The sequence below is a fragment of the Burkholderia latens genome (genome assembly GCF_902499045.1).
GTDB lineage: Bacteria > Pseudomonadota > Gammaproteobacteria > Burkholderiales > Burkholderiaceae > Burkholderia > Burkholderia latens.
The window spans coordinates 101,751-124,628 of record NZ_CABVPL010000007.1; the positions used below are offsets into that span (position 1 = coordinate 101,751).

The 22,878-nt window shown below is 64.8% G+C and carries 21 protein-coding genes; 6 read left to right on the forward strand and 15 right to left on the reverse strand.

All coding sequences use genetic code 11. The annotated features are described in order from the left end of the window. Window positions 1-168 precede the first annotated feature (168 nt). The 4 genes from BSE24067_RS07635 to BSE24067_RS07650 all read left to right on the forward strand — a co-directional run bounded on the left by BSE24067_RS07635 (window position 169) and on the right by BSE24067_RS07650 (window position 5,450). A complete protein-coding gene (locus tag BSE24067_RS07635; protein ID WP_151067980.1) occupies window positions 169-1,389 on the forward strand; it encodes an MFS transporter in 1,221 nt (406 codons plus the stop codon). Between the two features lie 216 nt (window positions 1,390-1,605). Beyond that, a complete protein-coding gene (locus BSE24067_RS07640; RefSeq protein ID WP_151067982.1) occupies window positions 1,606-2,424 on the forward strand; it encodes a TetR/AcrR family transcriptional regulator in 819 nt (272 codons plus the stop codon). A gap of 324 nt (window positions 2,425-2,748) precedes the next feature. Then, window positions 2,749-4,503 (forward strand): AMP-binding protein, encoded by a 1,755-nt coding sequence (locus tag BSE24067_RS07645; protein ID WP_151067983.1) that lies wholly within the window; start codon window positions 2,749-2,751, stop codon window positions 4,501-4,503. Window positions 4,504-4,532: 29 nt separating this feature from the next. Next, window positions 4,533-5,450 carry a DUF1571 domain-containing protein gene (locus tag BSE24067_RS07650; RefSeq protein WP_151067985.1) on the forward strand — a complete coding sequence of 306 codons (918 nt, stop codon included), beginning with the start codon at window positions 4,533-4,535 and terminating at the stop codon, window positions 5,448-5,450. 27 nt (window positions 5,451-5,477) lie between these two features. Here the strand turns inward: BSE24067_RS07650 and BSE24067_RS07655 are convergent, their stop codons facing one another. Further along, complete coding sequence (locus BSE24067_RS07655; protein ID WP_151067986.1) at window positions 5,478-5,759, reverse strand: PXPV repeat protein; 282 nt, start codon at window positions 5,757-5,759, stop codon at window positions 5,478-5,480. A gap of 294 nt (window positions 5,760-6,053) precedes the next feature. Between BSE24067_RS07655 and hfq the strand changes: the two genes are divergently transcribed. Beyond that, on the forward strand, window positions 6,054-6,641 hold the full coding sequence (gene hfq / locus BSE24067_RS07660) for an RNA chaperone Hfq (RefSeq protein ID WP_174904725.1): 588 nt from the start codon (window positions 6,054-6,056) through the stop codon (window positions 6,639-6,641). 82 nt (window positions 6,642-6,723) lie between these two features. Here hfq and BSE24067_RS07665 read toward each other — a convergent pair whose 3' ends face one another. From BSE24067_RS07665 to BSE24067_RS07730, 14 genes are all read right to left on the reverse strand, one after another. Beyond that, a complete protein-coding gene (locus BSE24067_RS07665) occupies window positions 6,724-7,431 on the reverse strand; it encodes a DUF2968 domain-containing protein (RefSeq protein ID WP_151064336.1) in 708 nt (235 codons plus the stop codon). A 54-nt stretch (window positions 7,432-7,485) separates the two neighbouring features. Beyond that, complete coding sequence (locus tag BSE24067_RS07670) at window positions 7,486-8,877, reverse strand: sigma 54-interacting transcriptional regulator (RefSeq protein WP_151064335.1); 1,392 nt, start codon at window positions 8,875-8,877, stop codon at window positions 7,486-7,488. A gap of 11 nt (window positions 8,878-8,888) precedes the next feature. Further along, the gene (locus BSE24067_RS07675; RefSeq protein WP_151064334.1) at window positions 8,889-10,925 is read right to left on the reverse strand and encodes a pilus assembly protein TadG-related protein; all 2,037 of its coding nucleotides are present in this window, start codon (window positions 10,923-10,925) and stop codon (window positions 8,889-8,891) included. A 5-nt stretch (window positions 10,926-10,930) separates the two neighbouring features. Next, window positions 10,931-11,260, reverse strand: a complete 330-nt coding sequence (locus BSE24067_RS07680) for a DUF3613 domain-containing protein (protein ID WP_151064333.1) — start codon at window positions 11,258-11,260, stop codon at window positions 10,931-10,933. Between the two features lie 20 nt (window positions 11,261-11,280). Then, entirely contained in the window at window positions 11,281-12,123 is an 843-nt protein-coding gene (locus BSE24067_RS07685) for a tetratricopeptide repeat protein (RefSeq protein ID WP_151064332.1), read from the reverse strand. A 17-nt stretch (window positions 12,124-12,140) separates the two neighbouring features. Then, the gene (locus tag BSE24067_RS07690) at window positions 12,141-13,133 is read right to left on the reverse strand and encodes a type II secretion system F family protein (protein ID WP_151064331.1); all 993 of its coding nucleotides are present in this window, start codon (window positions 13,131-13,133) and stop codon (window positions 12,141-12,143) included. A 4-nt stretch (window positions 13,134-13,137) separates the two neighbouring features. Continuing rightward, window positions 13,138-14,130, reverse strand: a complete 993-nt coding sequence (locus BSE24067_RS07695; RefSeq protein ID WP_151064330.1) for a type II secretion system F family protein — start codon at window positions 14,128-14,130, stop codon at window positions 13,138-13,140. Further along, window positions 14,123-15,490 (reverse strand): TadA family conjugal transfer-associated ATPase, encoded by a 1,368-nt coding sequence (locus BSE24067_RS07700; RefSeq protein ID WP_151064329.1) that lies wholly within the window; start codon window positions 15,488-15,490, stop codon window positions 14,123-14,125. The genes BSE24067_RS07695 and BSE24067_RS07700 overlap by 8 nt, the downstream gene beginning before the upstream one ends. A 3-nt stretch (window positions 15,491-15,493) precedes the next feature. Further along, complete coding sequence (locus BSE24067_RS07705; RefSeq protein WP_151064328.1) at window positions 15,494-16,768, reverse strand: fimbrial protein; 1,275 nt, start codon at window positions 16,766-16,768, stop codon at window positions 15,494-15,496. 60 nt (window positions 16,769-16,828) lie between these two features. Continuing rightward, window positions 16,829-18,160: a type II and III secretion system protein family protein gene (locus BSE24067_RS07710; RefSeq protein WP_151064327.1), complete on the reverse strand. Its 1,332-nt coding sequence runs from the start codon at window positions 18,158-18,160 to the stop codon at window positions 16,829-16,831. Between the two features lie 64 nt (window positions 18,161-18,224). After that, entirely contained in the window at window positions 18,225-19,157 is a 933-nt protein-coding gene (cpaB, locus tag BSE24067_RS07715; protein WP_151064326.1) for a Flp pilus assembly protein CpaB, read from the reverse strand. 74 nt (window positions 19,158-19,231) lie between these two features. Continuing rightward, on the reverse strand, window positions 19,232-19,738 hold the full coding sequence (locus tag BSE24067_RS07720; RefSeq protein ID WP_151064325.1) for a TadE/TadG family type IV pilus assembly protein: 507 nt from the start codon (window positions 19,736-19,738) through the stop codon (window positions 19,232-19,234). Then, complete coding sequence (locus tag BSE24067_RS07725) at window positions 19,735-20,235, reverse strand: A24 family peptidase (RefSeq protein WP_170297450.1); 501 nt, start codon at window positions 20,233-20,235, stop codon at window positions 19,735-19,737. The genes BSE24067_RS07720 and BSE24067_RS07725 overlap by 4 nt, the downstream gene beginning before the upstream one ends. A gap of 87 nt (window positions 20,236-20,322) precedes the next feature. Next, complete coding sequence (locus BSE24067_RS07730) at window positions 20,323-20,541, reverse strand: Flp family type IVb pilin (protein ID WP_151064324.1); 219 nt, start codon at window positions 20,539-20,541, stop codon at window positions 20,323-20,325. 665 nt (window positions 20,542-21,206) lie between these two features. Between BSE24067_RS07730 and BSE24067_RS07735 the strand changes: the two genes are divergently transcribed. Then, the gene (locus tag BSE24067_RS07735) at window positions 21,207-22,871 is read left to right on the forward strand and encodes a collagen-like triple helix repeat-containing protein (protein ID WP_151064323.1); all 1,665 of its coding nucleotides are present in this window, start codon (window positions 21,207-21,209) and stop codon (window positions 22,869-22,871) included. Window positions 22,872-22,878 lie beyond the last annotated feature (7 nt).

The window sequence follows — 22,878 nt, forward strand, 5'->3', positions numbered from 1 at the left end:
TTTCGCAACAGTGCATTTCGTAGGGATTATTCCCGATTCTCGGTTATCGCGCCCCACATCGCGCGGCGCGGCGGCCTACACTCGATTCATGCCCCCGCACCGCGCGCGAGCCGGACCGGCATCCGCCTGCAGATCGTGAGCGCGCAAGCCAACGAGGAGACCTCGGACATGAGCTGGACCCGCGAACAACGCAACGTCACGATCGCCGCCTATCTCGGATGGACGCTCGACGCGTTCGACTTTTTCCTGATGGTGTTCGTGCTGAAGGACATCGCCGCCGAATTCGCGTCGACGATTCCCGCCGTCGCGTTCGCGCTCACGCTGACGCTCGCGATGCGCCCGATCGGCGCGCTGATCTTCGGCCGGCTCGCCGACCGCTTCGGCCGCCGCCCGACGCTGATGGTCAACATCGCGTGCTACTCGCTGCTCGAGCTCGCGTCCGGCTTCGCGCCGAGCCTGACCGCGCTGCTGGTGCTGCGCGCGCTGTTCGGCATCGCGATGGGCGGCGAATGGGGCGTCGGCTCCGCGCTGACGATGGAAACCGTGCCGACCCACGCGCGCGGCGTCGTGTCCGGATTGCTGCAGGCCGGCTATCCGAGCGGCTATCTGCTCGCCTCGATCGTATTCGGTCTCTTCTATCAGTACATCGGCTGGCGCGGAATGTTCATGATCGGCGTGCTGCCGGCGCTGCTCGTGCTGTACGTGCGCGCGCACGTGCCCGAATCGCCTGCGTGGAAGCAGATGGAAAAGCGTGCGCGGCCGGGGCTCGCCGCCACGCTGCAGCAGAACTGGAAGCTCACGATCTACGCGATCGTGCTGATGACCGCGTTCAACTTCTTCTCGCACGGCACGCAGGATCTCTACCCGACCTTCCTGCGCGAACAGCATCACTTCGATCCGCACGCGGTGTCGTTGATCACGATCGTGCTGAACGTCGGCGCGATCGTCGGCGGGTTGTCGTTCGGCGCGATTTCCGAGCGCATCGGCCGCCGTCGCGCGATCTTCATCGCCGCGCTGATCGCGCTGCCGGTGCTGCCGCTGTGGGCGTTCTCGAGCGGCGCGCTCGCGCTCGCCGCCGGCGCGTTCCTGATGCAGATCTCCGTGCAGGGCGCGTGGGGCGTGATCCCCGTGCATCTGAACGAGATCTCGCCGGACGAAATCCGCGCGACCTTCCCCGGCGTCGTCTATCAGCTCGGCAACCTGCTCGCGTCGGGTAACGCGACGATGCAGGCGTCGCTCGCGGTTTCGCAAGGCAACAACTACGCTTTTGCGCTCGCGCTCGTCGCCGGCATCGTCGCCGTCGTGATCGCCGTGCTGATCCTGTTCAGCCGCGAACGCCGCGGCATCGACATGACGCAATCGGTCAATACGCGTACCACCGCCGGCTGAGGCCGCCCGTTTCCGCAATGCATCATCGCGTGCGCCGCGTCCGCGCGCGGTCGCTCGCGACGATTGCCGCACCTGCACATCGAACTAGAGGAATTTGTCCAGATTCCCCGCTTGCCCGCGCCGCCCGCGTTTTTTTATCTTAATAAAAACAGCCGTTTGAATCAGATAATCGAATCACCTGTTCGCGGCCGGGCGACCGGCATTGGGAGGCGGGACATGGCAGTCAGTCAGGAGGGGCGACCGTCAGCAGGACGGCCGTCCGGGGCGCGGTCAGCCGGCAATCGGCAGACCGGCGGGACGAAGGCGCGCATTCTCGATGCGGCCGAGGATCTGTTCATCGAGCACGGCTTCGAAGCGATGTCGATGCGGCAGATCACGTCGCGCGCGGCGGTGAACCTCGCCGCGGTCAACTACCACTTCGGCAGCAAGGAAGCGCTGATTCACGCGATGCTGTCGCGCCGGCTCGATCAGCTCAATCAGGAACGTCTCGGCATTCTCGATCGCTTCGACGCGCAGCTCGGCGCGCAGATCACCTGCGAACACGTGCTCGGCGCGATGTTCATTCCCGCGCTCAAGGCATCGCGCGATCCCGATCGCGGCGGGCCCGCGTTCCTGCGGCTGATCGGCCGTGCGTACACCGACCCGTCGCCGTTCGTGCGCAACTTCCTGACCGCGCACTATGCGAGCGTCGCGGGCCGTTTCTTCGATGCGTTCCAGCGTGCGCTGCCGCATCTGCCGCGCACGGAGCTCGGCTGGCGGCTGCACTTCGCGATCGGTGCGCTGTCCGGCGCGCTGGCCGGCGCCGAAACCGAAAGCCTGATCGACGAATTCTCGCAAGGCCGCACGATGAACGACGTGCAGATGATCGCGCGGCTGTCGTCGCTGATCGTCGCCGCGCTGAAGGCGCCGATGCCCGACAGCGCGCAACTGTCGATCTTCGCGGCCGTGCTCGACGATGCGGGCGCGAGCGAAGCGTTCGGATTGCCGTCGAGCACGGCAGCCGTCGATACGGCGACGATGCATTCGGCGAACTGATCGCATAGAGCCGCGCAGGCGGCATGTCACGACGGACGTTGCCTGGGCTGGCGGGGATGCGCCGGCCCGGGCCGAACGGATGTCACGCGGCGGAAGGCCGGCCGGCTTTCGTCGATGGAAAAGCACCGGGCAAGAGCAAGCGCTGAAGCGCCGACGTTCACCGACCGCGAAGCATGGACGCGAGTAAGTGCCGAAGCGCCTACTGTCGCCGACTGCAAAGCATGGGGTGAGAGTAAGCGCTGAAGCGCTAACTCTCACCGACCGCGAAGCATGGGGTGAGAGTAAGCGCTGAAGCGCTAACTCTCACCGACACGGAGACACATCATGTCATCATCCGCAGCAACCGCAGCAACCCAGCTCCCGCCGAACACCGACGGCATCTGGTACGCGTCGTATCCGCGCGGCGTGCCGCACGAAATCGACGTCACGCAATACGCATCGCTCGTGCAGTTCTTCGACGAATGCACGACGCGCTTCGCCGAACGCGTCGCCTACGTCAGCGCCGGCGCGTCGATGACGTACCGCACGCTCGCACAGAAAGTCGACGCGTTCGCGTCGTATCTGCAAGACATCGGCGTCAAGCCCGGCGACCGCGTCGCGATCATGCTGCCGAACACGTTCCAGTACCCGATCGCGCTGTTCGGCACGCTCAAGGCCGGCGCGGTCGTCGTCAACGTGAACCCGCTCTACACCGCCCGCGAACTCGCGCACCAGCTGAAGGACAGCGGCGCGCAGACGATCGTCGTGTTCGAGAACTTCGCACGCACGCTGCAGGACGCGCTGCCGGAAACCCAGGTGAAGAACATCGTCGTCACCGCGCTCGGCGATCTGCTCGCCGACGGCTTCAATGCGAAGGGACGCCTGATCAACTTCGTGCTCAAGCACGTGAAAAAGCTCGTGCCGGCCTACAACCTGCCGCAGGCGATCCGGCTGCGCGCGGCGCTCGCGCTCGGCGCCCGCGGCAAACCGCAGCCGGTACCGGCGACACGCGACGACCTCGCGTTCCTGCAATACACGGGCGGCACGACCGGCGTCGCGAAAGGCGCGATGCTCACGCACGGCAACCTGATCGCGAACCTGCTGCAGGCGAAGGCCTGGATCGCCGACCAGGTGTCGGGCGAAGTCGAAACCGTGCTGACGCCGCTGCCGCTCTATCACATCTATTCGCTGACCGTGAACGCGTTCATCTTCATGGGCCTCGGCGGGCGCAACATCCTGATCGCGAACCCGCGCGACATGACGATGGTGATGAAGATCATTCGCCACGAAACGTTCACCGGGATCACCGGCATCAACACGCTGTACAACGCGTTCCTCGACAACGAGGAATTTTGCAAGCGCGACTTCTCGAAGCTGAAGCTCGCGATGGCCGGCGGGATGGCGATGCAGCGCGCGGTCGCGGATCGCTTTCAGCAGGTCACGGGGCGGCCGGTCGTCGAAGGCTACGGGCTCACCGAATGTTCGCCGATCGTCACGATGAATCCGGTGGACCTGACCGACATGGCCTCGTTCAGCGGCTCGATCGGCCTGCCGGCGCCATCGACGATGGTGCGCTTTCGCCGCGAGGACGGCACCTGGGCCGGCATCGGCGAGCCCGGCGAGCTTTGCGTGCGCGGGCCGCAGGTGATGCGCGGCTACTGGCAACGGCCCGACGAGACCGCGAAGGTGATCGACGCCGACGGCTGGCTCGCCACCGGCGACATCGGCGTGATGGACGAGCGCGGCTTCATCCGTCTGATCGACCGCAAGAAGGACATGATCCTCGTGTCGGGCTTCAACGTGTATCCGAACGAGATCGAGGAAGTGCTGGTCATGCACCCGGGCATCAGCGAAGCGGCAGCGATCGGCATCCCCGACGACGTGCAGGGCGAGCGGATCAAGGTGTTCGTCGTGCGCCGCGACCCGGCGCTCACGGTCGACGACGTGCTCGCGCACTGCCGCAAGAACCTCACCGGCTACAAGATGCCGAAGTTCGTCGAGTTCCGGGACTCGCTGCCGCAGACGAACGTCGGCAAGATCCTGCGCCGCGCGCTGCGCGACGAGGAACTGGCGAAGCTCGACGCCGCGAAGCAACACTGACCAGCCAATCGCTTCCGGAGACGCTGTCGATGAACGAACGAAAGAAGCGGCGTGCGGCGCCCGTTGCTGCCGCTGCGATCGCAGGCATGCTGCTGCTCGCGCAGCCGGACCTGCGTGCGCAGGAAACCGCCGATGCCGCGAGCGCGGCGCAGGAGGCCACGCTGCCGGCGGAGCTGGCGAAGGTGACGCGCGAACCGGTCGCCCAGCAGGCGCGCTGGCTGCGCACGGCAGCGCAGCGCGGCACGCTCGCGCAACTCGACGACGCGACGCTCACGGCGCTCTTCAAGGCGCTCGACCCGCTCGCCGTGCCGCTCTATATCCGCAACGGCCCCAACGGCTATCCGTCGTACCAGTTCACGATGGTGCGCCAGGAGCGCATCAGCGGGAAATGGTCCGACACGCCCGACCGCATGCTCGTGAAGACCACCCGCGAGCCGCTGCGCGTCTACGCGAAATGGCTGCCCGGCGGCGCGCATGCCGGACAGGAGACGATCTACGACACGACGCAGCGCAAGGACGAAATGTACGGCCATCTCGGCGGGCTGCTCGGCAAGATTCCGTTGTGGACCGCAATCGACGGTGCGCTCGCGCGTGCGCAGTCGAATCACCAGGTGAAGGATCTCGGCACCGAGTTCATCACGAACCTGTACCTGACCGAAGGAAAGAAATACCAGGAAGCCGGCGTGCAGCGGCCGACGCAGGTGGAAGCAAAGACGATCGGCGGCGTGCGCGTCGTCGCGCTCACGTACGAGACGCCGACCGGCCGCCCCCAGTTCTATGCAAAAAAGGAAGTCCTCGGGCTCGATCTGCACGCGCCCTACTTCCGGACGGTCGAATCCTATGACAACGACGGCCGGATCTTCGAGCGGATCGTCATCGAGAAAATCGCGCCGGCGACGTTCGACGAAGCAGCTTTCGATCCGAAAAACCCGGATTACGCGTTTTGACCGTCACCGGCGCGATGCATGCCGCGCTCAATCGTCGTCATCGTCGTGATGCTTGCGCCAATGCTTGTAGTAGTGCTTGCGCCATTTGCGGTAGCGGTCGTCGTCATCGTCGCCGTAGTAGCCGTATCCGTAGCCCGGATAGGCGACCACCGCCGGCTGCGGCGCCACATAGACCGGTGCCGGCTCGACATAGACCGGTGCAACCGGCACGCCGATGCCGACGGACAAATCCACGTGCCCCGCCATTGCACTGCCGGACGCGAGCAATGCCGCGCCGCCGATCCACACTCTCCATCCCCTGTTGTTCATGTTTCCGTTCCCATTTCCGCCGGGCTGCCCGGCACGCGCGACGAATGTAATCCCGGCCGCCGCCGGCAGGTGCTACGCCGATGCGAGAGTCGTAACGCGACGTAACGAACGGCGCTAGCCATTTGACCGAATCGCGAAAACGCGCGGGAACGTCTATAGTGGGTTACGGTTCGACACAATCGCGATCGCGCGCGGGCGGGACGAACAGGGTAAAATCCCGCCAAATACCCGGTGGGCGACCACGCCACACACACGCACAACATATTCTCTGACGCAGGCTCCTGCCGCACCTCAATGGCCAATCCCGCAGAATCCCATCCGCAAAACGACTTCATCAATGCGGCGCGCAAGGAACGTAAGCGCGTTGAAATCTATCTCGTCAACGGCATTCGTCTGACGGGGTGCATCGAGTCGTTCGATCAGTACCTGGTGATGCTGCGCACCCCCGTGGGTCTGCAAGGCATCTACAAGCGTGCCATTTCCACGATCCAGCTCGACACCGGCGGCTCGCGCCCGGGCGGCGGCGGTCCCCGCGGCCCGCGCACCGGTGGCCGGCCGGGCGGCCGCGAAGGCGGCGGCCACAGCCCGTACGGCTCGCACGGCGGCTCGCGCGAGCCGCGCGGCGACGGCGGCTACGGCTCGCGCGAGCCTCGTGAAGGCTACGGCGCCCGTGAACCGCGCGAAGGTTATGGCTCCCGCGAGCCGCGCGAAGGTTACGGCGCGCCCCGCGAAGGCTACGGCGCCCCGCGCGAACCGCGCGAAAGCTACGGTGCGCCGCGCGATGCCGGCGATGCATCGGGCAACGCGCCGTCCGACTCGCGCGGCGGCAACGGGCCGGTGATCGTCACCCGCCGCCGGCGCATCGTGCCGGACGGCCAGTAAAACGAAAGGGCAAGCCAACCGGCTTGCCCTTTTTGCTGGTGGATCGGCGCGGCATGTCGCCGCACCGCCGGGCCGCGATCGCTCAGCGTGCCGTCGTCGACAAACCCGCGTTGGCCTCGCGCTGCAGCGAGCGCACCCGCTGCTGCAACGCACGCAGTTGCGCCTGCAGCTCCGCCTGTTGCGCCTGCAGCGCCGCCGTTTCGTTGCGAACGCTCTTCTGGCGATCGGCCACCGCCGCCTGCTGCTCGCGCGCGATCGCGATGTCGGCCTGCAGACGCCGCGCCCGTTCCTGCGTGACTTCGATCTGCCGATCCATCTGCGCCTTCTGCGATTCCAGCTTCGCCGCACGCAGCTCGTTCACGGCCAGTCGCTCCGCCTGACGCGAAAAATCGCGATAGATCGCTTCCGCGCGCGTATCGTCGTGCGTCTTGATCACACGCCAGAACGCCTTCTGCTGGAACAGCGCGACGAAGTACGAGCCGTCCTTGACGCTGAACAACAGGCTCGCGCCGTAACTGCCGTTATAGCTCGTGCGCATTTCCGTCAGCGAATGCGCCTGGATCTGCCGTTGCAGTTCGTCGACCGTGCTCGGCCCAGTCGTCTCGCCGGCCTGCGGCTGCACCGACGTCTGCGCCTGCTGATCGATCGCCGGAATCGCCGCCACCGGCGCCGACGCCTGCTGCACCACCGGCGCCGCATCGCCCGCCAATCCTTGCGCGGACGCGCCCTGCATGCCTCCCATCATGGCGAACACCACACATGCCCGCCCCAACCCCGTCATATGGCTCATGAATTTTTATTCCCGCCCGTGTCGTTGTAATTCCGGGCGATTTTATCTCATTAATTACTCGCTTTCGCGTGTCTCGGGCTCTTCGTCGAAGATCTGATACTTGCGCATCTTTTCCCACAACACCTTGCGGCTGATGCCGAGCTGCTGGGCCGTATCCTGGCGCCGCCAACCGTTTGCGTCCAACGCCGCGATCACGCGGCTGCGCTCGTTCATGTCCCATTTGCTGCGGTCCACGAACACTTCCGCCGCACTCTCCGCCGGCACCGGCTGCGCCGAACTCCGTGCATGCGCGACGAGGCGCTGCAGCCGCGCTGCGTCCCAGCCGCCCGTCTGCCGCACCGTCACGCCGACGCGTTCGGCCAGGTTGCGCAACTCGCGCACGTTGCCGGGGAAATAGCTGTCGGCGACCGCGTCCGCAAGCCAGTAAGGCAGGTCGGACAACTGCGCGAGCCGCTCTTCGCCGACCACTTCCGCGACGAACGACTTGAACAGCGCGATCTTGTCGACCGCGCCGCGCTCCTCCAGCGACGGAATGTTGAGCTCGATCACCGCGAGCCGATAGTAGAGATCCGCGCGGAACAGGCCGTCCTTCACGAGTTGCGGCAGTTTCTTGTTGCTGGCCGCGACGAGGCGGAAATCGACCTTGATCGGCGTCGTCGCGCCGACCCGCAGCACCGCGCCGTCTTCGAGCACGCGCAGCAGCTTGACCTGCTGGTACAGCGGCAGGTCGCCCACTTCGTCGAGGAACAGCGTGCCGCCGGCCGCCTGTTCGAAATAGCCTTTATGCGCAACAACCGCGCCGGTGAACGAGCCTTTCGCGTGCCCGAAGAACAGCGATTCGAACAGGCCGTCCGGAATCGCGCCGCAGTTGACCGGCACGAATTCGCCCTGCCGGTAGCGCGAATGTTTTTCGTGGAGCAGTTGCGCGATGCGCTCCTTGCCGACGCCCGTTTCGCCGTGCAGCAGCACGTTGGTGTCGCAGTCGGCGAACGTATCGACTTCGCGCAGCAGCGCCTGCATCGATTCGGAGTGCGCGACGAGTTCGGATGGCCGCAGCGTTTCCGCGGCATGCGCGCGCAGCTGCGTGACCAGCTTGCCGACCATCCCGCGCAGCTCGGCGCACGTGAAGTCGAGCGGCAGGATGTGCGAATAGTCGGGCGGATACTGCGATGCGTCGTGGTCGCGTGCCGCACCGACCCATACGACCGGCATGCCGATGTTCGCCTGCCAGTCGCGCAGGAACGCCGCGCCGGTTTCGATCATCGTCACGCTGATGATCGCGAGCGACGGCCGCAACGCGGCGCGCTCGGGCGAGATCTCCGCGTTGTCGGCGCGGATCACCTCGACGTCGAAGCTCGCCATGCAGCGGGCAACGCGGTCGACGATGTCCGCCTTGCCTTCCCAGACGTAGAGGTCGAGTTCTGCGATTGCGGGGGGGGTTCTCATTGTTGATGCTTTCAATGAACGATTTGCGGAGCGTTGCAAGTCAAGCCATGTTGTATCACGGTCAACTGGCCGATTTGCAACCCTAGTGCCGTCAGTAGCGGCGTCACTAGCGTATTGAGCAACGGATTGACGAGGCCGAGCAGCAACGGAATGAGCTGGCCGGTCAGCGGCTGAAGAACCTGGCTAAGGATCGACAAGTCCAGCCCGAGCACATTGAGCTGAACCGACTGTAGATTTAATAGATTTGTCAGTTGCACGTTGAGCGAGTTGGTCGCCGTTGACGACGTGCTCCAGTCAGGTCCCGGAGACCATGCAGACGAAGTACACGCACCATTGCTCGGCTTGGTATTGCAGAACGAATATTGCGAGTTGTTCGGATAAACCGTCCCCGTCCCGGCCAACGACAGACTGGCGCTCAACGCTCCCGGCGTCGACGGCAGTGGCGGCCCGCTATAAACAGGCGCACTGGTGCTGCTGCCGACGTACGCTACCGGGTTCGATACGGACAAAGCGACTTGCAGAAGCGAAAAATTGCCGAGCAGCCCCCCGCCGGACAACTTCGCTACAGGTAGCGTAGCCGACGTAGATGCGCAACTCGGTGAATTGAGGTTCAAAGTACCCCCCGTATTTTGTCCGGCACAAATCATCGCCACGCCCGGCAATGCGCCGAACGTCGCGGTGCTCGATGCAGCCGCCGATTGGCAACTCGTGTTGGCCAGCCATGCCCGGCCAGGGCCGCCAAGGATGATATAGAGGGGCAAATGCGGCCCCGTCAGCTGGAGCGTCAACAGGCCCAGAATGGACAGCGGCGGCGGATCCGACAGCGCTTGCACATCGACGTAAAGCCCAATCGCCGCTTGCGACGCCTGCGTGCGCCAGATGCCGTTCACCTGTCCGGCTTCGCCAATTCCGATCGACGGCGGCGCGAGCACCTGCAATTGCAGGCTATTGACTCGAACCAGCGACGACGCCGCTGAAATCAGCGGACACAATGCACTGCCGGGGCAGTTCGCTTGTCCGACCGATACGGTCAGCGCGCTGTTGTACGCGCCGATCTGCGCCGTCGTGACCAGCAACTGAAGCACGTTGATGCTGGCATTCGCCGCCGCCTCCGGATTGCTGCCCGAGTATTGCAGAAGGCTGCCCAAGGCGATCTTGTTCGCGTTGACGCTGGCACCAACGCTGTTCTTCAGTACGGTGAGCACCGCGCCGGCCGTGGTATTGCTGCCCACCGCCGTAGCGGCGAGGTTCAGAATGTCCGATACGGTCAGGTCGAGACCAAGCAACTTCCCGACGCTGGCGGGAGCCGACATGCCTGCCGTGCCGAGTTGGGTCGCGACGTTCGCCAATTGCCCCAGCGTGACGTTTGCGGCCGCCAACGCCTGGTAATTGGCCAAGCCCACATTGATGTTGGCCGAAGCACCCAGCAATCCGGTCAGCAGCGGATCGAGTATCGCGGACGACGCGCTATTCAAGTTCGCAAGCGTCGAACCCACGCTAAACGTATCGATTGCTGCCGCACGTGCGGTCGCGGTCGCGGAAATAATCGTCCGACGTCCGCTCAATTGATTCAGCAGCCCCAGGAAGAAGTAGTTCACCTGCCGGTACGCCGTAACCTGCGCAGCATTCGCCGCGGCCGGCGCCGGCGTCATGTAGGCGGTCGACGAATCCCACTTCCCGCACGTGACGGCGATCTGGTCGTTTCCCGCGGTAGGGCTTGCGGTCGCCGTGGCGCTTATCAACGTGAACGCATAACCCTTGTCATTGATGTTCGCGCTCGTCGTCACATTATTCTTTGCATCGGCCAGGCAACCGGTCGGATCGCTCGTCATCGGCTGCACTGCCGCCAACGCAGCCAGGTCTGCCACCCTCTGCAGATCGCGCTTCTGCAAATACAGATTCGCGACGTCGATCACGCCGAGCACCACGATCGCAACCAAGACCCAGATCGCTGCCATGATCGCGATGGAGCCACGTTGACGCCGCCCGCCCAACCATGGCGCGCCGCGCTGAGGGAACCCATGTGCTTGATCTGCGCGCATCGTCATCTCGCTTACTGCGCACCCTGCCCGCTACTCGGCATGCCGCCCGATGAACTGCCCAGCTGCGTGCTCATCGACACCGGGATCTTGTTCTTGAATGAATCGAGATAGCGCTGGTAGACCAGCGATGCGACGTCACCGAGCATCGGTTGTGTCGGTGCCGCAGCGCGGTTGTCTCGCTGGATCGCGAGCCACGCTTTCGTCGAGCGGTCAACGTCGGAAGCGGCCGGCATCGCTTCCGGCTGTACCTGCGCGAACGCGGTGCCCATCTCCATCGTCATGACCGCGACGAGCATCATGATCCGCCCCGCACACGCGTTTCGATATCGTTTATTGTTCATGTCGATCCCCGCATCCTCGTTCATTGTGCAAACCGTTGCAGCAACGGCACGGTCTGGTCATAGCCGAAATTGTTCGCCATCGGCGTGATGGGTGCGTTCGGCGCGTGCCGCGACACCACCGGCGGCATCGCAAGTGCACGTTGCTGCGCACGTGCGGCGGCCACAATCTTCGCGGCATCGCTCGCGATGTCCTTGCGGATATCGGCGGGTAGTCGCTGTTGGTTCATCAGCCGCTGCGCGTCCTGTGTGCGCCCGGCAGCGAGCAGATACAGAGCGAGGTTGCTGACGATCTTCGGATTGCGCTGATCCAGTTCCGCTGCCTTCATCAAGGGCACCCGGGCGCCGACCACGTCGCCGTTACGCAATCTCGCATAGGCGAGATCGGACAGCAACGACGCGTCCGTCGGCGCGAGATCCGACGCCTGTGCGAGGGCCCTTACCGCCTGATCGAAATCCCCCGCCGCGCCGGCGATCAATCCGAGTCCGCGATACCCGCGCGCGGCGAGCGGCGTCTTCAGCAACTGCGTGTACGCAGCGGCACTGGCGGCGGGCTGATCGGTCATGCGCAGCGCGTCCGCGCGAAGCAAGATCGTATCGGGAGAGATGCCGTATGCCTTGTCATACGCATCGATGTGCGCGAGCGACGCGTAATAGAGGCCTTGGGCCTGCATTCGCTGAATCAAACCGAGATACATCGACGGCGTGTCGGGCACGCCCTGCTTCCGCTCGGCTGCCTGAATCAGTGCCGCACGTTCAGTTTGCACACCGACGCCATATCCGCCTTCCTTGGTCGCGCAAGCGCCAAGCAGCAGTACCGCTGACGCGACGAACGTGTGCGTTGCCATTCTGCCGATCCGCTTCATCGTCATTCCTTCACCTATCAATGATGAGCCGACAGCGCATGCATCACTGCCAGAAATCCGGGGCCCGCAGTCACGATCAGCAGTGCGGGCAGCAGCGTCAGGATCATGACTCCTGTCATCTTCACCGTCAGTCGGCCGATGCGTTCGCGCAGCATCGCACGGCGCGTCTCGCGCAGCCTGTCGCCAAACTGCTTGAGCGGCTCCTGCACCGCACCGCCGTGCTTGTCGACCTGCACCATCAAACGCACAATCGCACGCAAGTCCTCGTTGTCGAATCCGCCCGACAACCTTTGCATCGACTGATCTCTCGTGCGGCCGGCCGCAAACTGGCGCTGTGCGATCCCGACCTCCGACGACAGCACCGGCATCATCCCGCGAAAATCGTTCGTCACGACCTGCAAGCTTTGATCCAGCGACAGCCCGACGCCCTGCAACAGTCGCAGCATGTCGACGAACAACGGCAGTTCATCGACCACGCTTTGGCGACGCGCCGCGGCACGGCGCCGCAAGAAAATCTTCGGCAGCATGAAGCCGAGCGCGAATGCAGCAAACATCCCGGTCGCCCAGTAGCCGCCCTTCATTCGCCCGCTGGCGCATATCGCGAAGAGAAGCGGCAAGCCGATTCCGCACGCAATCCGCGCACTCAGAAACAGTCCACGCGTGCGGGTGTCGACGTAACCGCATTGCTCGAGAAGACGGCGGTCCTCTTCCGCGACGACGTGCTTGCCAAGGCCGGTATCGAGCCAGCGCATCCCCACCGCCGACACACGCGCAAGCACCCGCTCGAGGCGCTGACGTTCGCGCGGGGCCGGTTGAGTGTCGGCACGGCCGTCCGCCGTCGTCCGCGCCTTGGCTGCTTCGAGTGCCGCCATACGCCGGTCGAGCGCATCGACGAGCGCACGTTCGGCACGCGACGCGGCGCTCGCACGCAGCAACGCGATCATTCCCAACAACAGCACGCCCAGCGCGCCGAGCGCCAGGGCAATCGATCCGATCTGAGTTGCCGTCATCGCATCACCTGAGTCGGGCCATTCGATACAACCACACACTGCCGGCGACCTGCGCGAGAAACGCGAACATGAGCAGCGTCCGGCCGTTCGGATCGTTCCACATGCCTTCCAGGTATCTCGGATTGGTCATCACGACAAAACTGCCGATCGCGATCGGCAGCATCACGAGCACGAACGCCGATAGCCGCGTCTCTGCCGACATTGCCGTCAGTTCGCGCTCGGCCTGCTCGAGGTCGCGCATGAACACGGCCATGCGTTCGAGCATCACGTCGGCCCGACCGCCATACTTGACCGACAAACGCAGCACCGATCCGAGAAGTTCGAATTCCTGGGTCCGGTAGATCTGCGCAATATGGAGCATCGCGCGGTCAATTTCGACACCCGTCCGCAACATCCTGGAAACATGATCGAGACACCCGCGCAGCGGCTCCTCCGTCGTCAGCAACGCGGCCTGAAATGCGGCCGGCACGCTGTTGCCAAGCGTCACCAGCCGCACGATTCCGTCGAGAAACGAAGGGATCTGGCGGACGATTTTCAATCGCCGCCGCTGGATGCGCGAAGTGAGCCAGATGCCGAATATCGTGCTTCCGCACACAAGCGCGGCGAAAGACGCGAGCGCGCCGCCGCGACTACCGGCCATCACCGCAATCGCGACGAGCACGGCCAGCGCCCCGATGGCCTTGCCACGCGCGCCATCGATCCCGGCACGGTTCACGAGGTTGCTCAGATATTCCTTTGCCAGCCCGTATCCGTGCATCCAGAACACAGTCGACGGCGCGTGGCGTCCGCTGCCGGATGGCGATGCAGCACGCGCAGCAGCGGACGCCGCCGTTTTGGCGGCCGGCGCCGCTGCGCGTGCGCCCGGTTCGAGCCGGCTGACGATGAAGCGCTTGGCATCGGTACGCACGCGGCGGGTTTCCGCATGTCGCCACAGCATCAGTGCCGACGCCGCGCACAGCATCGCGACGGCGAGCACCCAGATCATGGCGCTATACATTGAAGCCCCCGCCGCGGCCGAATCCGCCGCCGCCGAAGCCCCCGCCGAACCCGCCGCCGTCGAGTCCAGTGTTCGTCAGCGTCTGGCGGAAACGTGCGAGCTTCGGCGAATGCGGGTGGATGCCCAGCGATTCCCAGTGATCGACTTCCTCGCCCTCCGGCGTCACGCGCGCTTCGTATCGATACAACTCCTGCGTCGCGATGATGTTGTCGGACAGCCCGGTCACTTCGGTAATCGAAAGAATCCGGCGGCGCCCGTTCGACAGGCGCCCGATCTGCACGATGAAGTCGATCGCGTTCGCGATCTGGCGACGCAGGCTCGACTCGGTACCCTGGAAGCCGGCAAAGCCGGCAAGCATCTCGAGACGGTACAGACATTCGCGCGGCGAGCTCGCGTGCACGGTCCCCATCGAGCCGTCGTGGCCCGTATTCATGGCCTGCAGCATTTCGAGCACTTCACCGCCGCGCACTTCGCCGACGATGATCCGGTCCGGACGCATCCGCAGCGTGTTGCGCAGCAGGTCGCGAATCGTCACGACGCCGGTGCCGTCGAACCCGCCCGGCCGACTTTCGAGCCGCACGACATGCGGATGGTTCAGAGACAGTTCGGCCGTATCCTCGATCGTCACGACGCGCTCGGCCTCCGGAATGTGGAATGCGAGCGCGTTGAGCAGCGACGTCTTCCCCGAGCTCGTGCCGCCCGACACGAGCACGTTGCAGCGCGCCTCGACCGCCGCCTCGAGCAACGCGCCAATCTCTGCGTTGTACGTGCCGTTGCCCAGCAAGTCCGACGGCTTGAGCGGATCCTTGCGGAATTTCCGGATCGACACGATCGGGCCGTCGATCGACAGCGGTTCGATCACGACGTTCACGCGGCCGCCGTCGGGCAATCGCGCGTCGACCATCGGGTTGGATTCGTCGAGACGGCGTCCGATCGGCGCAAGAATCCGACGCACGATGCGCAGCAAATGTGCGTTGTCGGTGAAGCGCACCGGCAACTTCGCGAGGATCCCGTGGCGCGACACGTATACGTCGTTGTAGCCGTTGATCAGGATGTCCTCGACAGCGGGATCCGCGAGCAGATCCTCGATCGGACCGAAGCCTGCGAGTTCCTTCGTCAGCGCTTCCGCAACCGCCCGCACCTCGTTCTCGTTGAGCGGAATACGGCGCAGGCGCACGAAGCTGTCGATCTCGAGATCGACGAACTGGTTGATCGCCTGGCGGGACCATCGGCCGAATTCGGCCCCCAGTTCCTCGATGCGCGTCAGCAAGTGCTCGTGCGCGGCATTCTTGATGTCGTGGAATTGCTGCGTCTGGGAGAACGGCGCTGCGCCGTCGGCGAATTGAATGTCGTGTGCCATCGGTTACGACCGCTTGGACGAGGGTTGAATGAAACGTTTGAGGGCAGACAGACGGGGCGCGGCCCGCGACGCGCCCGCCATGCCCGATATGCCGGGCAGCCGCGTGGCGAGGGATTCGAGTGCGCGCACGTACGGGTCGCGCTCCGCCGCATCGAGAATGAGCCGTCCGCGGTTCGCGGCATGGCCGATCGCGACGCGGCGCGACGGCAAGGTACCGACCAGCGACAGCCCGAGGCGCTCGGCGATCTGCGACGGCATCAGGTCCAGCGCGGGATCGTACTGGTTGACGACAAGCTTGACTCGATCGGTGTCGACACCGGCATCGCGCAGCCCGGTGAGCAGGTCGGCCGCGGACACGATCGACGCAACACCCTGATCGCAGATCAGCCACGCTTCGTCGGCCGACGCAGCGATCTGCGTGACGAATTCGCGATTCGTGAACCCGCCGAGATCGACGACCTGCTGGTCGAAGAACGCGCGAAAGCGGTTCAGCAAACCGATGCATGATGCATACGACACGTCACGCAGCGCGCCGAGGTCCGGTGGCAGCGTCGTCAACGCAACGCCGCTCTGGTGACGAGTCAGCGCGGTGTTCACGAACGTGCGGTCGATGCGGCGCAGATTCTGCACCGCATCGATGAAATGGAAGTCACAGCGCGTATTCAGGAACAACGCACCGTCTCCGGCCGGGAGCCCGAGGTCGATTAGCGCGGTCTGCCGGCCGGCGGGCACGCCGCCGTCCGAGCCGCCGGCCGCGCCGGGCCCGAGCGCCCGTTTCTGCAGCCACACGGCGAGATTCGCGGCGAGCGTGCTGACGCCCATGCCCGCACGCGCGCCGAGCAGCGCAACCACTTTGCCGTGCCGGCTCGCCGGCTCGCTGACGTGTGACAGCAATCCGCGCGTGGTCCGCAGTGCATCCTCGGCGGGGCCCGACACGTCGATGAAGTCGCGCACGCCCGCACGCAGCGCGGCAAGCGTGCTCTCCGGCTGCGCGAGCGAGCCCAGCGCGACGATCGACAACCCCGGATGGGCTGCACGCACGGCGGCAGCCGCGGCGCTCGCCAGTTCACTGCGTTCTGAGAAGTCGATAAACACCAGCGCCGGATTCAGCCCCGTGATGCGCTGAGCAAGCATGCCCGGTTCCAGCGACGACGCCTCGACCGCACCGGCGGACACCAGCGTATCGGCCAGCCAGCGCACATGTGCTTCCTTTGTCGATGCACAAACGAAATAGTCGATCACAGCGGGTTCACACAATGATTGGGTTCGTGCGTTCATGTCGAACACCCCCGATTAAGCAAGGCGCCGCGACGTGTCGCGACGCGCCATGCTTCACATTCATTTGGAAAATCCCGGCGCGGCGTCCGGCGACGCCGCGCCGCCCAGATAGGATCGCCACACCGGCCCGTCGCGCTGCTCGGACAACTCGCCGGGCGTCGCCGGCAGTACCGCACCCTTCGCGATCGGCGCAACCAGGTGCGGCGTCACGATGATCAGCAATTCCTTGTCGTTCTGCTGATAATTCAGGTTCTTGAAGAACGTGCCGATGATCGGCAAGTCGCCGAGCAACGGCACCTTGCTCACGTTCGACATCGTCTGGCGGTCGATCAGGCCGCCGATCACGAAACTCTCGCCATCGCCAAGTTCGACCGTCGTATCCGCACGGCGCGTCGTGATGCCCGGTACTGCAACGCCGCTGATCGTCACGCTGTTGACGAAGTCGAGCTGGCTCGACTCCGGCGCGACCTTCAGTGCGATCCTGTTCGGGCTCAGCACCGTCGGGGTCAACGACAACCCGACACCGTATTGCTTCCACTGGATCGCGGTCGAGCCGAGCCCCTGCGGCGACGGTACCGGGATCTCCCCGCCGGCGAGAAAGCTGGCGCTCTGACCCGACAGCGCGACGAGCGTCGGCTCCGCGAGCACGCGCGCCAGGTTGTTCGCCTCGAGCAGCGACAAGTCGGCAAAGATGCCGCGCCCCGCTGCATTCACGACCAGGTTGAATGCAGACGCAACCGGCGCGCCAAGCGTCGGAATGTATCCTCCCGTGCCCGGCCCCGATCCGCCGTTATATGACTGCACGCCGCCCGGCGAGAACGAGCCGAACGAGAAGCCGTTGCTCTGCTTGAAGAAGTTGAACCCGACCTGCTTGAGCACTGAGCGGCTGAACTCGACGACGCGCACGTCGACCTGCACGACATTCTTGCCGGCCAGCGTCGAGCGATCGATCACCGTGCCTTTCGGGCTCATGTTCTTGGCGACTGCCGCGGCATGTTCGTGCGCATCGAGCGAAGTCGCAGATCCCTGGAGCACCGACGTTCCGCCGTAAGCCTTCACCTGCGGCGTCGAACCATCGAGTACCGCATGCGCGGCTGCATCGACGACTTCGACGTTCCAGACCGCCGGCTCGTCGCGACCGCGCTCCCATAACATCACGTTGGTTGCGCCGGGCGCCTTCGCGGTCAGCAGCACGGAGCCGGAACGACTGCCCTTCATGATCAGCACGTCGGCGATCGCCGGATCGCCAACGGCGACCCGTTGCAGCGCGCGGCCGGCGGAGATTTGTCGCTGCGCGCCGACCGCGAGTTCGATCGTTCCGCCCGCGTTCGCAATGGAAGCGAACGTCAGGGTCCAGAGCGCAATCGCGAATGCAATCAGTGTGTTTTTCATTGTTGGTTGGACCGTCGCACGGCCGTTACTTGTCGTCGCTGATGTCGAGGGCCATCGGTGCTGTTCAATATGCAACCGTTTCCGAACGGCCGCCGCGTATCACTTCGATGCCGCCGCCTCCGCTCACGCCCGTGCGCACTGACGGCGGCACGCGTGACGGGAGAGGCGGCACGTTCACATTGGCCACCGTGGTCCTCGGCGTGCCGGACAACTGTTGCAGCGACACCCCGGCCGCGGCGAGCGCGGACGGCGATAGCTTGCTGTCCGTACGCACGGCCACCGTCTGCGTCGCAAGTTCGTCGTCCCGCGGGTTACGCAGCGCGAGCGTCAGCCGGCCGCTCGATTCGCCGAGCGTCAGCGCGTCGACCTGCGCGGTCGGTACCGCAAGTACCGCAATACGTGCGTTGCTCGGCTGCCCGTTGTTGCCGTTGGTGTTGCTGCCGCTGTCACGTTCGGGCGTCGCATCGCCGAAGGACAGTACGCGAACTTTCGACATCAGCAGCCGCGCTTGCGTCTGCGCAACTTCGCCGTCAAGCATCGCGCTGGTCTGTTCACGCTTCAGGTTCACGAATACGTCGACGAAGTTGCCTGGTCGCAGGCGATTGCCGACGGCATTGGTCTCGTCGACGCGAACCGCGATCGCGCGTTCGCCGGGCTGGACATCCTCGGCAAGCCCGGATACCAGGGCGTCCGACACGACCGGCGCTGACGCTGGAATATCTCTCGCAGGAACACGGCCAACCAGGACGGCAGGATCGGCAAATGCCCCTGCTGGCGCGGAGGTGATGGGTTGAACCTTCAATGCATCCGCGGCAATCGGCTGACCGACCGGGAGCGTGCGCGTCGCGACGACCACCGGCACCGGGTTCGCGGTGACGGCCGATTGTGCAGGGAGGGGGTGCGACGTACTGCGTCCAAGCATCCATGCGTATATGCCGAGCAGAATAGCGATCGCAATCAGCAACCCCGCGACGATTTTTGTCAGATTGTTGGCCATGTTGATGTGGGAATGCCGGAATCGGTTCTGGAGCGTGGCAACGGTGGGATGACTCGGTTCAACGGGAATTCAATTCAAAGCATGCTCGGCTGAACCTGAACGGTCGCGCTACTCTGCAACTGCGGTGCACTGAATATGAAGATCCATGGGATCAGCGGGTTCGCCGCGTACGAATAGCTCGTCGTCACCATCACGTTGAATGGCGACGTCGATGTCGATGCGAACGTTCCGCTACAGGTGACGCCGGGTGTCGTGGTAGGCGCCGGTACCGTCGTGGAAACCTGGGCAGCGAAACTGACGTTCTGCGACCACGGAGCGCCGGCCAACGCTCGCGCGACGGCATTCCGGGCATTGACCTGCAGCCGGTCGCACGGCACTGACGTGTAGTTCAACGCGGCGCGCGCGCCCTCGGATGCCGCGAACGTCAAGCTCTGCTGGATGATGAAAACCATCCCGAAGGTGACGATCGCATAGAAGATGAGGAAGAACAGGGGAAATACGACGGCGAACTCGACCGCCGCCGCTCCCCGCTGTAGCCGCCATGCGGTCGGCTCGCGCAGTTGCCTTCCCCGGGCCTTCATATTCCCCTCACATACACTAGATGCAGAAGCCACATGGCCGCGGGTATCACGAGAAACGCCGCGTAAGGCGTTGCTCGACGGCCGCCAAGCGTCATCGTTGGTGTACTGCGCTTGTACAGGGCGGCAACCGACGTCCGCGACAGAATCACCACCCAAAGCGCGTGCACGCCTGCGGCGAGGCTCGCGGCAATCCACAGCCATAACAACGCCGACGCACCGCACCATGCGCCCAGTACGGCGAATACCTTCACGTCCGCCGCGCCCATGACGCGCAATGCGAACAAGGGGGAAAAGCAAACCAGCCCCACAATCGCACCGGTCAGTGATTGAGCCAGCGAAATTCCAAATGGATTTCCACCGGTGGCCGCAGCCATCAGTGCGCTTGCCAACCCCGCAACAACGAGCGAGTTGCGAATACGCCGAAAATGGATATCGCTGGTCGCGACAAACACCGCCCAGCCGAGGAATGCCCCGAAGAAGATAAGACGAGCCGTCACGTCGCGATCCAAGCCGCGACTACGGGCCAATTACGTCAATAATTCGCCCGTAGTCGCGAAACGATATCTGGAACCGGCGCTTTCTTATCAGGTGCCGCCATTCGAGTTCGAGTTCGAACTCGACCAGCACGTGGCGCTCGGCGACGAAACACAGGTGCCAATCTTGGTGAAGGTGCTACTGAGACTAGTTCCGACCGATGAAGCGCCGGCGATGATGGCTACGGCAACCAGACCCGCAATCAGCCCATACTCGATCGCGGTAACCCCGTCTTCTTCCTTCAGGAAGCGCTTGATGAGTGCCTTCATTTTATTCCTCGTGCCTGTATGTACATTTTTTGGCCTTTTATACGTTGTACATCCCCGCATATCCGGCCCTTGCCCCGCGCCGTTCGTCACATCGGGTGTAACGACAACCGGGTGCGCTTTCTTTATATGTCACCCCGAAGGGTATGTATCAACATTTGATGCAAGTTAACATTCGCGATAGTGATCCTCCTCGAACGTCGTGTACCGAGCCGTACATTTCCTTACACCTGCCCCGCGATTCTATATCCGTTCCTATTTAGTTCCAACCTCTTTGAAGAACGGATCGAAAAACTTTCCGGGGGGCGCTACGCATTTGTACGGCGTTTCGGTACGACTTACACATAGGATTTACGATAGGTTAGATGTGCACACCTAATCCATCAGTAAAACAATCCGACCGGGCCGCCAGCGGCAGCCAACCCCACGTTACGCCGCACGCGTAACGCCAATGATGTGACGTTACGTTACGAAACGGGCGAAACCGTTCTCATTTAACGGCGCTTAAACAATTTCAACAATCTTTCGATCGCCCCAAATTCCTTTTCCGACAAGGAACTGGCTCGTTTAAAACCGGCCGCCGAACCGCCGGCCAGCAAAATGGCACGACAGTTGCAGAGTAATCCTCGCTTCACTCAACACAACATCAGCTTCAATGCGAGGACGAAATGGACATTCAGGTTATCCCTCATGGCACGCTCCGGACGACTATGATCGCGGCCACCGTGGCAGCCATGCTTTCCCTCTCCGCGTGCGGCGGTTCCGGTTCGATCAGCAAGGGCCTCAGCGGCGGCTCGAGCTCCGGCGGCGGTGACTCGATCTCCACGTCGGGCGGCGGCACCTCGGGCGGCACGTCCGGCTCGACGAGCGGCGGCACGTCGGGCGGCACCAGCGGGTCGACGAGTGGGTCGACCAGCGGCTCGACCAGCGGCAGTACGAGCGGCACGACGAGTGGAACGTCCAGCGGTACTTCCAGCGGCACGAGCGGCACATCCGGCGTGTCGGCGAATCCAGTGGGTACCGTCATCGCAAAAAGCAGCAATCTCATCACGGACATCGGCGGCACCGTTTCGAACCTCGGCACCGTGATCGGCGGCCAGTCGCTGCCGGGCGTGAACCCGGGCACGACGCAGGCGGCAGGCGGCATCGTGCAGAGCGTCGGCGGCGCCGTCACGGCACTCGGCAACGGCGTCGGTAGCGGCCTCGGCCAGCTCGGCGCGACGAAAGATCCGGTCGGCGTCACGGTCGCGAGCACGGGCGGCGTCGTGAACCAGCTCGGCGGCGCGGTCACGCAGACCGGCAACCTCGTCACGAGCCTCGGCACCGGTCCGCTGTCGCCGCTCGCGCCCGTCACCGGCGCGGTCGGCGGCCTGGTCACGCAGGTCGGCAACGCCGTCGCGAACGGCGGCACCACGCTGTCCAACGTGCTGTCGACAGGCCCCATCCAGCAGGTCACGCAGACGGTCAGCTCGGCGATCACGCCGATCACGACGATGGTCGGCCAGACGACGCAGACGATCGGAACGGCCACCGGCCTCGGCGCTCCGGTCAGTACGCTGCTCGGCACGATCGGCAATGGCCTGAACCAGGGCGGCGCGCTGATCACGTCGACGGGCGGCAATCCCGTCACGACCGGCCTCGGCAGCACCGTCTCGTCGGCCGGCAATACCGTGAAGGCCGTCGACGGTCTGCTTACCGGCGGCAGCGGCGGCGTCACGAATCCGCTCGCGCCGCTCACGGGCCTCCTCGGCACCATCGGCGGTCTGGGCGGTGCAGCAGGCGGCACCAGCGGCGGCCCGCTCGCGCCCGTCACGGGCCTCGTCTCCACCGTCACCGGCGCGCTCGGCGGCGTAGCAGGCGGCACCAGCGGCGGTCCGTTGGCTCCGGTCACCGGCCTCGTGTCCACCGTCACCGGTGCGCTTGGCGGCGCCGCAGGCGGCACCAGCGGCGGTCCGCTCGCTCCGGTCACGGGTCTCGTCTCCACCGTCACCGGCGCGCTTGGCGGCGCCGCGGGCGGCACCAGCGGCGGTCCGCTGGCTCCGGTCACCGGCCTCGTCTCCACCGTCACCGGCGCACTCGGCGGCGCTGCGGGCGGCAGTGGCGGCCCGCTCGCACCGGTTACGGGCCTCGTCTCCGCGGTCACCGGCGCACTCGGCAGCGTAACGGGCGGCGGCAATCCGATTGCGGCTCCGATCCCTGCAACCACCAGCACGGCCGGCGCGCCGGCACTGAGCGGCGGCACGGGCGCCGTGACGAGCTCCGGCTCGGGCACCAACCTGCTCTCGCCCGTCACGTCGCTGATCGGCGGCCTGCTCGGCGGCACGCACAAGTAACCCGACA